The organism is Bacillus pretiosus (assembly GCF_051294775.1).
In the GTDB taxonomy this organism is placed as follows: domain Bacteria; phylum Bacillota; class Bacilli; order Bacillales; family Bacillaceae_G; genus Bacillus_A; species Bacillus_A wiedmannii.
Genome location: NZ_JBPPHF010000002.1, coordinates 230,781 through 243,711 on the forward strand (window position 1 = coordinate 230,781; position 12,931 = coordinate 243,711).

Below are 12,931 nucleotides of genomic sequence, written 5' to 3' on the forward strand. Positions count from 1 at the left end.
TATAGGGCAGAAGGTACGCGAATCTTAGTAGAGAGAAGCGTACCTTTTTTGTGATTTTTATTGCTTAAAGTTAATCATACTTATGTCGATCTTCCGTAATTCGAATATACTCAATATCCATCAAATCTCTAAGTAATGCACCATTACTTAGTTCCACACCATGTTTTTCTTTAAAATGTGTACGGATTGTATCTAACATTTCGAGCTCTTTCCCGTTCACATCTAAAATAATACGTTCAGAATCATTCATATAGCATCCTCCTTTTTTAACATATATATTTTGTCCGTCTATTTCTAAAAAATGTATCTTAACCTAAAGTTAGGAAATAAGAAAGGAATGGAAAATGAGACGTATTTATTTTATAGGGATAATTTTGTACACGCTAATTGTATTACATGTTGCATTCCCAAATATCTTTTCATTTGAGGATGTAGAAACAGTACACGTTGGGATATTTATCTTTATTCTATTTGTAGTAGATTGCTGTATTTCGATATGGCTTTCGAAAAGAAAACATGTACAAGATAAAAAAGAAATGGAACGGAAAAAGAGAAAACGTTCATTTTGGATGACGACGTATTGTTTTTCTTTAGTGATTGCTGCTGTTTTTTTTAGTGAGCATATTCCGTTAGAAAGATTAAATATTGGATTTGGAGCGTTCGTATTTGCATACTATTTTTTCGTGCACTTTCTTCCTTATATGAAAGAAAAGCGAGGAGAAGAGGAAAATCCGCTTGTAGAAGAAGCGAGAGAGCAAGAGCATAAGAGAATAGAAGAAGATATACAGAAGCTCGGGGAACAAAAATGGTATTTGAAATCTAAAATTATATATATTCTTTGCTTTATCACGCCGCCAATCGGTTATTTGTATGTATTCTGCCTTCGTAAAAAAATGACAGAAGATGCACGACAATCGTATTTAATGGTTGCGACTATCATGATGGCATTATGGTCTTTGAAGTTCTTACCGCCATATGTGTTGGCAGTAGCTGTTGTAGTGGTTGTTTGTTTTGTATTTATAGTGAAGTATGTGAAATGAAGAAAAACAAGAGCCTGTGTTATTAAGCTAATAGATAGATTAAAGCAAGAAATGTTATACTATAATTTGCTTATTCAGTAATAATAGGAGGGATAATAATGGTTCAATCAATAGTTCATATCGCATTAGTAGTAAAAGACTACGATGAGGCAATAGAGTTCTATACAAAGAAACTAAATTTCACACTAGTCCAAGATATATATCAGCCAGAGCAAAACAAAAGATGGGTAGTGGTATCTCCTCCTGGTTCAGTCGGCACCACAATATTACTGGCTAGAGCATCTAAACCTGAGCAAGATTCCTTTATCGGTAATCAATCAGGCGGCAGAGTTTTTCTTTTCTTAAATACTGACGATTTTTGGAGAGATTATAATGAAATGATTTCAAGAGGAATAGAATTTGTGAGAGAGCCGAAAGAGCAAGAATATGGAATAGTTGCAGTATTCAAGGATTTGTACGGGAATTTATGGGATTTGTTACAACTAAAAGATGACCATCCAATTACTCAAAGAATTAAGTAGAATACAGTTTAAACTTGATTAGAAAATCAATTAAAAAATGAGGATTTTAAAATCCATGTAAGAGTGGAGAAAAACAGAGAAGATTTATTTTTATGAGTAAAATGAAACATCTTTATTCTTCTTACACATTCGTGAAAAAAAGGAGTGGATTACCCACTCCTTTTTTATCATTGTTGAGCAACATGTATTTATTGTTCATTCAAGCCTAAAGCTTCATTTCCCTTATCCACCAGTAAAACATGTGGACTTGGTGATTTATTTATGAATTAAAGATCACCTTGCTCCTCATCACCACGAACAACAAGGACATCGCATTTCGCATAGCGAATAATATGTTCAGAGACGCTACCAATTAGGAAACGCTCAACAGCATTTAAACCAGTTGCACCACACATAATTAAATCTACTTTATGGTTTGGAGCGATTTCTTTTGAAATTTTAGATTTAGGATTACCAAATTCTAATACAGTTTCAATTTTTTCAAGGCCAGCTTCAAGCGCAGTTTTTTTGTAGTCTTCTAATAAGTCTTCTGCAAATAGATTTGCACGTTCAGCAATTGCGCGGCTATAAGCTTCTACTGCTGAGTATGCTTTTACATCAACGATATGAGCAATTGTTAATGTTGCATTGTTGCGTTTTGCGACTTGAATTGCTTTTTTAAAAGCTCTTTCTGCTTCTTTAGAACCATCCACCGCGATTAAAATATTTGTATATGTATTATTCATAGTAAATTCCTCCCAATCATTTTTATTACCGTTTACAACTTTATTATAAAGCAAATTTTGGTAATGTGCTTGCCAGAAACGTTACAGAATTTTGAAAACTTTGCTTTAATTCATTTTAGTTGTAATTGAGGCGAGAACTTGTTACATATGAAGTATAGCAATTTAAAAGGAGGCATGTTTGTGAGACACGCGCTCATTACAGCCGGTACGAAAGGTTTAGGAAAGCAAGTAACAGAAAAGTTATTGGCTAAAGGGTATTCAGTAACAGTAACATATCATAGCGATATAACTGCTATGGAAACGATGAAAGAAACATATAAAAATATGGAAGAGCGTCTACAATTCGTGCAAGCGGATGTCACGAAAAAGGAAGATTTACATAAAATAGTAGAAGAAGCGATAAGCCGTTTTGGTAAAATTGACTTTTTAATTAATAATGCTGGTCCATATGTATTTGAACGAAAAAAGTTAGTCGATTATGAAGAAGACGAATGGAATGAAATGATTCAGGGTAATTTAACAGCGGTATTTCATTTATTAAAACTTGTCGTTCCGGTTATGAGAAAACAGAACTTTGGCCGTATTATTAATTACGGATTCCAAGGGGCAGATAGCGCACCGGGATGGATTTATCGTTCAGCTTTTGCAGCAGCGAAAGTAGGACTTGTTTCATTAACGAAAACAATTGCTTACGAAGAAGCAGAATATGGTATTACTGCAAATATGGTATGTCCTGGTGATATTATTGGTGAAATGAAAGAAGCGACAATTCAAGAAGCACGTCAATTGAAAGAACATAAAACACCAATTGGTAGATCTGGAACAGGTGAAGATATCGCAAGAACGATTTCGTTTTTATGTGAAGACGATTCCGATATGATTACCGGTACAATTATTGAAGTAACTGGTGCAGTAGATGTTATTCATAGACATCGATAGAGCGAAATAAGGTGAAGTTTTGAATAATTGGACAGTTTATCCTTTACGCTGAGAGGTGCGGATAATACTGTCCTTTAATGTAAGATTAAATCTATCGGAAAACTTGTATTATTTTTTGTCAAATATTGAGATATTATGTTAAAATATAAGAGCGTAGAAAGCGCTTTAAAAAATGATTCAGGGGTCATTTCATAACTCAAGGGGGAACTAATAATGCGTATCGGTATTCCAACAGAAATTAAAAACAATGAAAACCGTGTGGCAATGACGCCAGCGGGAGCGGTACATTTAGTACAAAATGGTCATGAAGTTTTTGTTCAAAAAGGATCAGGTATAGGATCAGGCTTTACAGATGAAGAATACGTACAAGCTGGTGCGAAACTTGTTGAAACTGCTGAAGAAGCATGGAATCAAGATATGGTTATGAAGGTAAAAGAGCCAGTTGCAAGTGAATACGGCTATTTCCGCGAAGGTTTAATTTTATTCACATACTTACACTTAGCTCCAGAACCAGAATTAACGAAAGCATTAATTGATAACAAAGTTGTATCAATTGCATACGAAACAGTGCAATTAGACAATCGTTCTTTACCATTACTTGCACCTATGAGTGAAGTAGCTGGTCGTATGTCTGCACAAATCGGTGCACAATTCCTTGAGAAAAACAAAGGCGGTAAAGGTATTTTACTTGCAGGCGTTCCAGGGGTAAAACGCGGCAAAGTAACAATTATCGGCGGTGGTCAAGCTGGTACAAACGCAGCTAAGATTGCAGTAGGTTTAGGTGCAGATGTAACAATCATTGACTTAAGTGCAGAGCGTCTTCGTCAACTAGATGACATTTTCGGTAACCAAGTAAAAACGTTAATGTCTAATCCATACAACATTGCAGAAGCTGTAAAAGAATCTGACCTTGTTATTGGAGCGGTATTAATTCCAGGTGCAAAAGCGCCAAAACTTGTAACAGAAGAAATGATTCAATCAATGGAACCAGGTTCTGTCGTTGTAGATATCGCGATTGACCAAGGTGGTATTTTCGAAACAACTGACCGTATTACAACTCACGACAACCCAACTTACGAAAAACATGGCGTTGTTCATTATGCAGTTGCTAATATGCCAGGAGCAGTTCCACGTACATCAACTCTTGCATTAACAAACGTAACGGTACCATATGCAGTACAAATTGCGAACAAAGGCTACAAAGATGCTTGCTTAGGCAACACTGCATTATTAAAAGGTATTAACACATTAGACGGATATGTAACATTCGAAGCAGTTGCAGAAGCACACGGTTTACAATATGCTGATGCGAAAGAGCTTCTTGAAAAAGCTCCTGCTTTATCATAATAGAAATACATGTAAGCCCCTCCTTTTGTAAGGAGGGGCTTTTTGCTTGGATTAATTGTCTAGTTTCTTTACAAGTTTCAATCCGAACATCATTGTAAAGAAAAGAATGCCGAATAAGTAATACAAGGCATACTCAACTCGTATCATCGAATTTTTGTCAGTGATATATAAAATAAATAGTATCGCAGAACCGATTAAATGAGAGAGACCAAAAATTTGCGCCATAAGTTTTAAACTCATCTTCTCGATTCTTTCATCCATCTCAGGTAATGGATATTTTTCGGGATCGCTCTTTTTTTTCTTAAAGAATATTTGTTTCCCTACGAATAGTATCGAGTCTAAGAGTATAAATACGCCAGCGAATAGAAGGACAGAAGTAATTTTTTCTTCATCATTACTAGTGAAATAAAGAAAAGTTGAACCTAACAATAAAAAGGTAAGATGCGAAATGAACTTTTGATTAAAAGGGTTTTTCATTCTTTTTCCTCCCCAGTTTTATCTAATTGAAATAAATCTTCTACTTTACAGTTGAAAAACTCACATAATTTCAATGCTAATTCTAAACTCGGGTTGTATTTATTCTTCTCGATAGCGATGAGGGATTGTCTAGTGGATTTGAACAGAGGAAGCTAATTGTTCTTGGGTGATGTCTCTAACGACGCGGAATTGTTTCACCTTATTTTTAATCAAATATACAAAGTCTCCTTTTTGTAAATTTGTTACATTTACTATATCCATTTTTAGGTAATAAGTAGATAAAACTTTACAAAAAGTAAACAAAACTTTACGTGAAATATAGCTTGTTATAATGTTATTTTTTGTGATAATTTGGAATTAAATGAAAAAAGAAGTCGAAAGAGGAGATTTAATGGGGAGTAAAAAGCGGAAGAAAAGGCAAGTTAAAAGACAAAAGTATATGAAGAAAAAACAGGAACAGAACATACCTCTATCACAAAAAATAGTCATTATGATAGAGAAAACATTTCGGTATATTTGTATGGCTCTGTATGTAATTTTGTGTCTTTATTCAGCTAGGGTGTTTTACAGTTTTGGGATAACACCCAATATTATTGAGAATGTTTTTGGGTATCTCCTTGTCGCAATAGAGCTAGTCTTATTCTTTATATTATTTAATAAAGTGTGGCCTAGTTATGAAAGTAAGAACGATAAGCAAAGAAAAATGAGAAAAAAATCTTCAGATGCTTCAAGCTCATCAAGTGGATTCGGTGACTACAGTAGCAACGATTGTAGCAGCTCAAGTGATAGTGGAGGAGATTGCGGAGGTGGTGGAGACTAAGTTGTTTTTTCAGAAGAACGACTAATGAAAGGGTGGGACGAAAGATGGAAACTGTGAACTTAATAGAATTAACAAAGGACATTCAAAATCAACATAAAAACTTCGTGGTTTCAAATGTAAATAGTCATTGCTTACGAATCGCTGTATTTACTGGTGAATATGATTGGCACTATCATTCTAATTCGGATGAATTATTCATTGTATTAGAAGGAGAATTACTTATCGATTTTGAAGATGGAGAAACAGCAGTTTTAAAGCCGAATGATTCTATCTTAATTCCAGCATGCACGATTCATAGAACGAGAGCATTAAAGAGAACAGTAAATCTTTGTTTTGAAAATATAGAAGCTGATACGATTAAAGTGGAGCAGTTATGAAAAAATTATCTGTAGCTGAGTATAGAAAAATCTTTCCGATTTTAGAAAGTCATACAAAAACGACGACGTTTGCTTATGCGGTATGTGATCAAATGATAGATGGTGAAGTTTTTACAAACGAGAAGTTAACAGCAGGATTAATTCGTACAGCTAACGGTATCTATTATGTATTTGGTGATACGGATGATCACAATTATAACGAATATTTATTTGCGTATTTAAAAATGGCTATTGAAAAAACAGAGAAGAGATTTACATTGTTCACTTCGAGTGACGAGTGGGAAATGAAGTTAGAAGAGCGTTTTAGTAATACACTTCGGAACATCCTGCGAATGAAATTTCAACGAGAAATTTTTGAAGAGAGAAAACGAGATGCAAACAAAAATACATATGAAGTGAAGCGTATTGATAAAAGTGATATAGAACGAAGCAATGAATTTACAGAGGAGTATTATAAAGAATATTGGGGATCAAAAGAGCTATTTTTGAACGGTGGTTTCGGATTTTGTATAGAACAAGATGGGATGATTGTAGCTGAATGTGTTTCGATATTTAATGGGAATGGATTTGCTGAAATTGATATTGTGACGCATAAAGCATATCAAGGGAAAGGATTAGCACAAGCTGTTGCAACACGGTTCATTGAACATTGCATGCAAAATGATATTACACCGTGATGGGATTGTTATGTAGACAATATTCCTTCGCAAAAACTAGCTAGTAAATTAAGTTTTAATCATCCAATAGAATATAGATTGTTTGTACGCAAGAAAACGGGGGAATAAAAATGAATGTAGAGTTAACGAGATTCAAAGTGAAACAAGGTAAAAGTCAGCGTGTAGATGCATGGATGCAGCTTCTTAATGACAATATGAAAGAAGTGCTTTTGACACTAAACGACGAAAAGATGTACGTTGAGACAATTTTCCGGGAAATAAGAGATGGAGAAGAATGCTTATATTGGTATTCTGTGCAAGGAGAAGGCGGGGCTCTTGTCGAAAATTCTCATCATGAAATTGATAAAAAGCACTTAGAATTTTGGCATGAATGTATTGATGAAGAAGCACCATCTGTTGATATGAAAACAGAAGTTGTTATGATTCAAGATGTTGTGAAGGAAGCGATGAAATAATAGAATAGTATTTTTGAGAGAAGCACATCAAGGTAGGTGTGCTTTTTATTTTGAAAAAAATTATAGAAAAGCTGTATACATTTTACGCTCTCAAACGTTGAGTATATAGAAGGGAGAGCAGAATGAGTCATGATACGTTTGAATCGTTATTAATAGAGAAGTCAAAAGCTGTGTTTGGATACTTAATTAAGATTGGAGCAGATAGAAAAGAAGCGGAAGATATTGTGCAAGATACGCTGTATAAAGCTTTATTGCTTATGGAGGAAATACCGTTAGAGCATTTAACACCGTGGCTCTTTAGGGTTGCAATCAATCAACACCGAGATTTATATCGGAAAGAAAAAAGGCTAAATCCCATTGCGATTGAATCTGTTGTTCTTATTGGCCAAAAGTCATTAGATGAAGTGCTTTTAACAAGTGAACTACAAGGCGAGGTACAAGAAATATTGGAGACGATGATGGAGGATTATCGTCATATTTTACTGTTGAAATATGAATATGAACTATCTTATAAGGAAATTGCCATTTTATTAAGTATGAAAGAAGATACAGTAAAAACAAGTTTGTACCGTGCAAGAAATCAATTTAAAAAATTGTATAGGAGGAGAAACGATGAGTCGGAAAGACTTTGATTTGAATATGGATGATAAGCAGATGAAAGTTTTGATGAAGAGAGCGAAGCGGAAGCAACTTTGGAGAAATTGGCTTATTTCTATTTGTGCGTCCATTATTGTTATAGTAAGTTTGTTTTTGGGAGCAGCGTATTTTTCTCAGCAAACGTTTAGAAAAATGGAAAGAGAAATGAATGCACTACATAGGGTTCAAGGTCCTAATATTCGTTTCAGTGGAAGTATGTATTTAAGTCTCGGTGTTACAGGGAGTACGGTAATATATAACTCGTATAAAAATATAGCTGGCCAACCAGTAAAATGGGTAAATGATATATATGAATCTGGAATATGGGATTATAGTATGAAGCACTACAATGGTGAGCTTGTTAGTTTAGATGAGGAAAAAAGGGGTGAAGAGGCTGTTGCGATACCAGACTATAATGTACAAACAATGCAAAGAGAAATGAGGTTTTATTTACCTTTCGTTACTTATAAAAATTATGTGGATGACCTGAAAAATATTGGGGATTTGCAAAATAAAGTTGCAGAAGTAGCCTTATCTTTTGATAAATCGTATACAGTTGAACAAATTACTGAGATGCTTCCCAAAAGTGTACAGCCAGTTTGGTTTTGGGTAGATACATATAATGAAAAGAAAAGTGATTCTTATGTAGGGCTAAAAGATCCTAAAAATGGCGCAATATTAAATGCAGAAATGGCTAAAAATGTTTTTGGATTTGAAGGGAGTTATGCAAAAGTAAAAGAAGATGTGAAAAATGATGTAACAATAAACTCAAAAGAGTTTCTATACCAAATGAAGTATTTAGCAAAAAATAGTGAAGGTATACCAAGTGATTATTTTGAACAATATTATAAAGAAATAAAAAATACGAAACCAAAAGACCTACCAATATACGGTGTAGTTGTAACAGGAAAAACAGAGGATTTACAAAGTTTACAAGGAGCACCGTATATTAAGGCTGCTGTTAGAGGTGTAACAGTTGAGAAATATTGATTACAAGAGATTAATGTGAATAATCAGAAAATTTATGTTATAATATGGGAAAAGGAGGTTAATATGAGGCAAATACATGGAGCAATTTATATTTACATAACAATGTTTTTCGTGGCGATATCTTATGGATTAGGGCACGTGTATTCGCATCCTATACTAACTTTTTTAAGCGGAGCATGTATGGCGTTTGCGATTCTTGTCCACCTTTTCTCAGTTTGGATCGTGAAATTTCAATTAAATATTAGTGAAATAGAAGAAGGCACTTTTTGAGTGGCCTTCTTTTTTAATAATATTTTGGAAGCTCTCGTAGCAATTTTTCAATTTCGCATTCGGTTTCTTCACATATAGAAAGTGTACGTAGTCTGAAAAATAAGCTGCGAAGGAAAGATTTTATATTTCCGTATAGAAACTCGTATGATTCAATATGTAGTGTTTGTTTTTGGACTGGTAATTGAGCTACTAAGTCATGAAGGGCTAATATGAGTACGTCTTCCTTTAGACTATTTTGTAGCATTGAGACAATCGGATAAACGAGTCGCTCGTCTTCTTCATATTTGTAGTAAATAGAATGGACACAAACTTTGTTTAATAAAGTTTGTAATATTTCTTCGTAATGTAAAGTTTCCAGTTTAGGACTACGAACAAGCGCTTCAAATGTATCAGAAGCATGAGCGATACTATGTGCCCAGCCGTGGTCTTGAACATATCCACGGAAATCATGTTCATTGTTCATATATAGAATCAATTGATCTTTTACAGTTAAAATATCATTCTGTGATAAGAAATTATATTTTGTATCAGCATCAATAATGAGCGCAAGTAATAATGTCGTAAATGCGCGGGTAAATACAGCATCTTCGTCATCCGAATGAATTTTATACAATAAATATTTTTCACTCATGCTTTCTAATAATAGTTTCTCTAATTGTGTGTGTGAAATGTAGTCCTTTTTGATGAGATGATAAAAAGTAGAGTAGATGAGCTTGTCTCTTAAATAGCTATCGGTAACACCGATATGCTCAAGCATATTGGAACTTAAAGAATCAATGTTAAGTGTTTTATTCAGTATGTAATTATTATTACGAATTTCTTCTAACTGTTGTTGTAACATATAAACCTCCTGTTTTAGAAAATTCTGTATTTTTATAATATAATAAGAGGAAGAAATAGACAATAAATAAGTGCTTTTGAATGGATGGGCATTATGAAGAGAGCATTATTCTTTTTTATTAGTATTTTCTTTTTAGGAAGTTGTTCGATTTCGTATGTTACTTTTTCTAGTGAGAGCAAAAGTTGGACGGGGCAATATAAAGGATATATTAAGGATGACAGTGAAGATGGAATGTTTACGTTTCAGTATAAGGGCGGAGATGGAAATACAGAATTTAAAAATTTAGAGATTGCTATTAATGAAACCTTTAGTGCAATGACGCAAACTTCAGAAGTTCATAAAGGAGCAAGGATTGAAATGAAGTCTTCTTGTGTAAGTTGTGCGCCTCTATCTAAAGATGAACCGATAGAGGTTGTGATTAAATGGGATGATAAGTATGAGGAGAAGATGGTGTTAAATTTGAAATAGCCTAGAGTAAGGAGTTAAAAATGAATAGGCGTATGAAAAACTTTATGTTTTTAAGTGTATTTCTAATCATATTATCAGCGTGTGATATAAAACAAGTAGAGCAAGTAGCGGTAAAAAAAGTACCTGAAGAGGGGTATGTCATAGTAAGAAATGACACGGTATTTTTTGTTGATGATAAAACGTTTAATACAAAAGTAGAATTGCAACATTATATGGAACAACAAATAAATAAAGAGCATCCATCACATATAGTTTTGAGCTTTAAAGATAAAGGCGCATATAAACAGTTAAAAACAGGGGATAAAATAAAAGTATGGTTTTCTCAAATGCTTGAAAGCTATCCAGCAAAAATGATTGTAGAGAAATTTGAAATAGTAGAGAAATAAAAAAGGCAGCAATCACGCTGCCTTTTTTATTATTTCACAAATTGTAATTCTTTCGGGAATTTCGTTAAAATTTCTGATCCGTCTTTTGTGATGTAAATATCATCTTCAATACGAACGCCACCTACGTTTGGTACGTAAATACCTGGCTCGATTGTGAAGACCATACCTTCTTTTAATGGAGACTCGTTACCAGCTTTTACATCTGGATATTCGTGTACGCTAATTCCAAGTCCGTGACCAAGGCGGTGTGGGAAGAAGTCCCCGTAACCTGCATCTGCGATAACAGAACGAGCAGCGTTGTCGATTGCGCCAAGTGTAACACCTGGTTTACATGCTTCAACTGCTTGTAGTTGTCCAGCAAGTACAGTGTTATAAATGCGAGTTTGTTCTTCAGAAATTTCACCGAATGCCACTGTACGTGTAATGTCAGAGCAATAACCTTCAATGATTACGCCTAAATCAAATAGTACGAAATCGCCGCGTTTCATTTTATTTGCACCTGGAATACCGTGTGGAAGAGCAGAGTTTGCACCTGCTAATACCATCGTATCAAATGACATTTTATGTATGCCTTTTGTTTTTAATTCGTGTTCAATAATTGCTAATACTTCTAGCTCACTACGATCTTCTTTAATTGCATTTACACCAACTTCAACAGCGTAGTCCGCCATTTTAGCTGCTTCGCGTAAAATAGAAAGTTCTTTTTCATCTTTAATTAAACGAAGTTCACGAACTTTTTCCTCAGCTGATTTGAAAGCTGCATTTGGGAATAACTTTGTTAATTCTTCGTAGCGTTCTACGTTTAAATGTTCTTTTTCAATTGCAACTGCATTTGCATTGATGCCGCGGTCTTTAATTGCTTTTGCAATCATATCCCATGGTCTGTCAGTATCAGTAAATCCGATAATTTCATGTGCCCAGCCAGCGTTACGCGCTTGACCTTCTTCCATTTTAGGGCAAATTAAAATAGGTTCTTTTTCTTGGAATACAAACATACCAAGAAGTCTTTCGTGTGGTTCGCAGTGGAAGTTTGTCATGTAGAAAACGTTCGGTGTAGAAGTTAAGAACGCAGCTTCTACGTTTTTTTCTTTTAGCCATTGCATTAAATTTTCTAATCTAGCATTCATCGATTGGCACCCCCGAGATATTTAATTACAAATATAACTTTACATCGGAAGAAAGCGTTATGACAAGTAAATAGATGTTAGAAAAGACAGGGAATTGAAAAATCATGTAGAATAAAAAATGAGAATGTGAATAGGGGAGGAATGTAGTAATGAAAGTATCTTATCACGGGCATTCAGTTGTAAAGATTGAAACGAATGGAAAAGTGATTTTAATTGATCCATTTTTAACTGGAAATCCGACAACGGATTTAAAGGCTGAAGATGTCAAAGTAGATGCAATTCTTTTATCGCATGGACATGGTGATCATGTTGGAGATACAGTAGAGCTTGCGAAGAAAAATCATGCAGTTGTTGTGGCACCATTTGAACTAGCGACATTTTTAAGTTGGCAAGGTGTAAATACACATCCGATGCATATTGGTGGTTCGCATGAATTTGACTTCGGAAAAGTGAAGTTTACACAAGCATTCCACGGTTCTAGTTATATTGATGAAGAAAATAAGACGATTACATATACAGGTATGCCAGCAGGTATTTTATTTACAGCAGAAGAGAAAACTGTATACCATGCAGGAGATACCGCTCTATTCTCTGATATGAAATTAATTGGGGAACTGAATAACATTGATATAGCATTTTTACCAATTGGCGATAATTTCACAATGGGGCCAGAAGATGCTGTTTTAGCAGCAAAATGGGTTCAGGCGAAAACTGTTGTGCCGATGCATTACAATACGTTCCCAGTAATTGAACAAGACCCATATCAATTTGTAGAAAAGCTACAAAATTGTACAGGAAAAGTATTAGAAGCTGGAGAAAGTATTACACTATAGAA

At 34.4% G+C, this 12,931-nt stretch carries 18 protein-coding genes and 2 pseudogenes; 14 read left to right on the forward strand and 6 right to left on the reverse strand.

The window, feature by feature from the left end:
- Positions 1-70 precede the first annotated feature (70 nt).
- Positions 71-250, reverse strand: coding sequence for a hypothetical protein (locus tag ACSG5Z_RS09395; protein ID WP_046956214.1), 180 nt, complete (start codon positions 248-250; stop codon positions 71-73).
- A 94-nt stretch (positions 251-344) separates the two neighbouring features.
- Here ACSG5Z_RS09395 and ACSG5Z_RS09400 point away from each other — a divergent pair, with 94 nt between their 5' ends.
- Together ACSG5Z_RS09400 and ACSG5Z_RS09405 are read left to right on the forward strand one after the other, a co-directional pair.
- Positions 345-1,040, forward strand: coding sequence for a hypothetical protein (locus ACSG5Z_RS09400; protein ID WP_435711345.1), 696 nt, complete (start codon positions 345-347; stop codon positions 1,038-1,040).
- A gap of 98 nt (positions 1,041-1,138) precedes the next feature.
- The gene (locus tag ACSG5Z_RS09405; protein WP_088064563.1) at positions 1,139-1,561 is read left to right on the forward strand and encodes a VOC family protein; all 423 of its coding nucleotides are present in this window, start codon (positions 1,139-1,141) and stop codon (positions 1,559-1,561) included.
- 266 nt (positions 1,562-1,827) lie between these two features.
- On the opposite strand, the gene ACSG5Z_RS09410 is transcribed toward ACSG5Z_RS09405, so the two are convergent.
- On the reverse strand, positions 1,828-2,286 hold the full coding sequence (locus tag ACSG5Z_RS09410) for a universal stress protein (RefSeq protein WP_001066680.1): 459 nt from the start codon (positions 2,284-2,286) through the stop codon (positions 1,828-1,830).
- Between the two features lie 147 nt (positions 2,287-2,433).
- Here ACSG5Z_RS09410 and ACSG5Z_RS09415 point away from each other — a divergent pair, with 147 nt between their 5' ends.
- A complete protein-coding gene (locus ACSG5Z_RS09415) occupies positions 2,434-3,225 on the forward strand; it encodes an SDR family oxidoreductase (protein ID WP_060486605.1) in 792 nt (263 codons plus the stop codon).
- A gap of 213 nt (positions 3,226-3,438) precedes the next feature.
- Positions 3,439-4,572, forward strand: a complete 1,134-nt coding sequence (ald, locus tag ACSG5Z_RS09420; RefSeq protein ID WP_046956217.1) for an alanine dehydrogenase — start codon at positions 3,439-3,441, stop codon at positions 4,570-4,572.
- Between the two features lie 51 nt (positions 4,573-4,623).
- On the opposite strand, the gene ACSG5Z_RS09425 is transcribed toward ald, so the two are convergent.
- Entirely contained in the window at positions 4,624-5,049 is a 426-nt protein-coding gene (locus tag ACSG5Z_RS09425) for a hypothetical protein (protein WP_435711346.1), read from the reverse strand.
- A pseudogene (locus ACSG5Z_RS09430) lies at positions 5,046-5,310 on the reverse strand (helix-turn-helix transcriptional regulator). Before ACSG5Z_RS09430 ends, ACSG5Z_RS09425 begins: the two are co-directional and overlap by 4 nt.
- 130 nt (positions 5,311-5,440) lie before the next feature.
- On the opposite strand from ACSG5Z_RS09430, the gene ACSG5Z_RS09435 reads away from it, so the two are divergent.
- The 7 genes and pseudogenes from ACSG5Z_RS09435 to ACSG5Z_RS09465 all read left to right on the forward strand — a co-directional run bounded on the left by ACSG5Z_RS09435 (position 5,441) and on the right by ACSG5Z_RS09465 (position 9,274).
- Complete coding sequence (locus ACSG5Z_RS09435; protein ID WP_088064561.1) at positions 5,441-5,869, forward strand: hypothetical protein; 429 nt, start codon at positions 5,441-5,443, stop codon at positions 5,867-5,869.
- A 44-nt stretch (positions 5,870-5,913) separates the two neighbouring features.
- Positions 5,914-6,246 carry a cupin domain-containing protein gene (locus ACSG5Z_RS09440; protein WP_435711347.1) on the forward strand — a complete coding sequence of 111 codons (333 nt, stop codon included), beginning with the start codon at positions 5,914-5,916 and terminating at the stop codon, positions 6,244-6,246.
- Positions 6,243-7,031, forward strand: a pseudogene (locus ACSG5Z_RS09445) (GNAT family N-acetyltransferase). Before ACSG5Z_RS09440 ends, ACSG5Z_RS09445 begins: the two are co-directional and overlap by 4 nt.
- A gap of 2 nt (positions 7,032-7,033) precedes the next feature.
- A complete protein-coding gene (locus ACSG5Z_RS09450; protein WP_435711348.1) occupies positions 7,034-7,378 on the forward strand; it encodes a DUF6176 family protein in 345 nt (114 codons plus the stop codon).
- Positions 7,379-7,500: 122 nt separating this feature from the next.
- Complete coding sequence (locus tag ACSG5Z_RS09455) at positions 7,501-8,010, forward strand: RNA polymerase sigma factor (protein WP_435711349.1); 510 nt, start codon at positions 7,501-7,503, stop codon at positions 8,008-8,010.
- Positions 7,991-9,004 (forward strand): anti sigma factor C-terminal domain-containing protein, encoded by a 1,014-nt coding sequence (locus tag ACSG5Z_RS09460; RefSeq protein WP_000087170.1) that lies wholly within the window; start codon positions 7,991-7,993, stop codon positions 9,002-9,004. Before ACSG5Z_RS09455 ends, ACSG5Z_RS09460 begins: the two co-directional genes overlap by 20 nt.
- Before the next feature lie 63 nt (positions 9,005-9,067).
- Complete coding sequence (locus ACSG5Z_RS09465; protein WP_001248904.1) at positions 9,068-9,274, forward strand: hypothetical protein; 207 nt, start codon at positions 9,068-9,070, stop codon at positions 9,272-9,274.
- 13 nt (positions 9,275-9,287) lie between these two features.
- On the opposite strand, the gene ACSG5Z_RS09470 is transcribed toward ACSG5Z_RS09465, so the two are convergent.
- A complete protein-coding gene (locus tag ACSG5Z_RS09470; RefSeq protein WP_098089195.1) occupies positions 9,288-10,115 on the reverse strand; it encodes a DUF2785 domain-containing protein in 828 nt (275 codons plus the stop codon).
- 93 nt (positions 10,116-10,208) lie between these two features.
- Between ACSG5Z_RS09470 and ACSG5Z_RS09475 the strand changes: the two genes are divergently transcribed.
- Both ACSG5Z_RS09475 and ACSG5Z_RS09480 read left to right on the forward strand, forming a co-directional pair.
- Complete coding sequence (locus ACSG5Z_RS09475; protein WP_097916527.1) at positions 10,209-10,583, forward strand: hypothetical protein; 375 nt, start codon at positions 10,209-10,211, stop codon at positions 10,581-10,583.
- Between the two features lie 20 nt (positions 10,584-10,603).
- Positions 10,604-10,969 (forward strand): DUF3221 domain-containing protein, encoded by a 366-nt coding sequence (locus ACSG5Z_RS09480; protein WP_046958838.1) that lies wholly within the window; start codon positions 10,604-10,606, stop codon positions 10,967-10,969.
- Positions 10,970-10,998: 29 nt separating this feature from the next.
- On the opposite strand, the gene pepQ is transcribed toward ACSG5Z_RS09480, so the two are convergent.
- Positions 10,999-12,096 carry a Xaa-Pro dipeptidase gene (gene pepQ / locus ACSG5Z_RS09485; RefSeq protein WP_000994030.1) on the reverse strand — a complete coding sequence of 366 codons (1,098 nt, stop codon included), beginning with the start codon at positions 12,094-12,096 and terminating at the stop codon, positions 10,999-11,001.
- Between the two features lie 149 nt (positions 12,097-12,245).
- On the opposite strand from pepQ, the gene ACSG5Z_RS09490 reads away from it, so the two are divergent.
- The gene (locus ACSG5Z_RS09490) at positions 12,246-12,929 is read left to right on the forward strand and encodes a metal-dependent hydrolase (protein ID WP_435711350.1); all 684 of its coding nucleotides are present in this window, start codon (positions 12,246-12,248) and stop codon (positions 12,927-12,929) included.
- The last annotated feature ends 2 nt before the right edge of the window (positions 12,930-12,931 follow it).